Below are 1,146 nucleotides of genomic sequence, written 5' to 3'. Positions count from 1 at the left end.
AATGCCAAGCGTTGACAGTCTGCTTAAATTGCTTGTTATGCCTGTGCTAAAACGCGCTCTACAAAAGCTGACTTTTTAAGACGATATTCATCTTGAGACCAACCCGCACAAGACATTTTAAGTTCATTGTACTGTTGAACTAAAGACGAATTTCTACGGAGCTTATCCCTGAACCTCAAAAAACACTCAAATTCTGAGCCATTAGCGACTACTTGAAATGCAACATAATCACATGAGGAACTTTCTAACATACATAATTCGGGAGTCCTTAATGTATCAGGTTTCTCGTTGAAACCTAAAGTTATAAGAGCCTTCACTGACTCCTCAAGGTCGTTGCCATTAACTCCGACAAATATATCTAAATCACCTTTAGAGACACCATTTGGAATTGAGGAAGCACCTATATGCTCAACCACAGCATCTGGAAGTAAAGCTTGTATCTCACGTTGATATTTTCGATACAGACCTTCACAGGATGACTGATATTGGTCAGCACTATAAAACTTCATATTATTTCCCAAAAGGCATAACGCCCAATTAAGTAGCTGACAACGCTACCAATACACTCAAACTTACCACCGTAATCACAAAAGCCAAACCGAGTTGAAAATGCCACGCGTTGACAGTCTGCTTGAATTGCTTGTTATATTTTACATCAATAGGTTGATTTACTTGGCAAAGAATTGCGATGTTAACTTGGTTTTCTAACTTAACTCACGCGTTGTAATTGAAAATGACACCTAAAAACAGAAAACCATTTCAATAGAAAGAAAATCAGATATTCACCGTTAAAACCAAACAAAGAATAAAACCGAAACCTTCCAATTCACCAACAATTACAAAGCTCGAAAAGCAAACCTCTCTGACGCGACTTTAAGCCAGTTACACTTTCAAACAACGCGACTCATACCCAAAAATGAAGCCCCCAAAAGCATTGGTATGTTTTACGGCTGAATAGAGTTTGAACCTTGATAACGCGATTTTAAACTGCTGAAATTGGCTAAACTTGATAGCCAGAGAAGACACTGATTTAAAATAAAATATAACGCCCAATTAAGTAGCTGACAACGCTACCAATGTACTCAAATTTACCACCAAAATCACTGAAGCTAAACCGAGTTGAAAATGCCAAGCGTTGACAGTCTG

General features: G+C 38.0%; 1 protein-coding gene. It reads right to left on the bottom strand.

Translation table 11 applies throughout. From position 1 onward, the window contains the following. Positions 1–35: 35 nt before the first annotated feature. Positions 36–509 (bottom strand): GrpB family protein, encoded by a 474-nt coding sequence (locus F0226_RS22345; protein WP_171737690.1) that lies wholly within the window; start codon positions 507–509, stop codon positions 36–38. Between the last annotated feature and the right edge of the window lie 637 nt (positions 510–1,146).

Origin of the sequence: Vibrio sp. 99-70-13A1 (genome assembly GCF_013114625.1) — a bacterium.
Lineage (GTDB): Bacteria > Pseudomonadota > Gammaproteobacteria > Enterobacterales > Vibrionaceae > Vibrio.
Note: the sequence above shows the minus strand (reverse complement) of the source record. Positions and strands in the feature narration are given on the sequence as shown.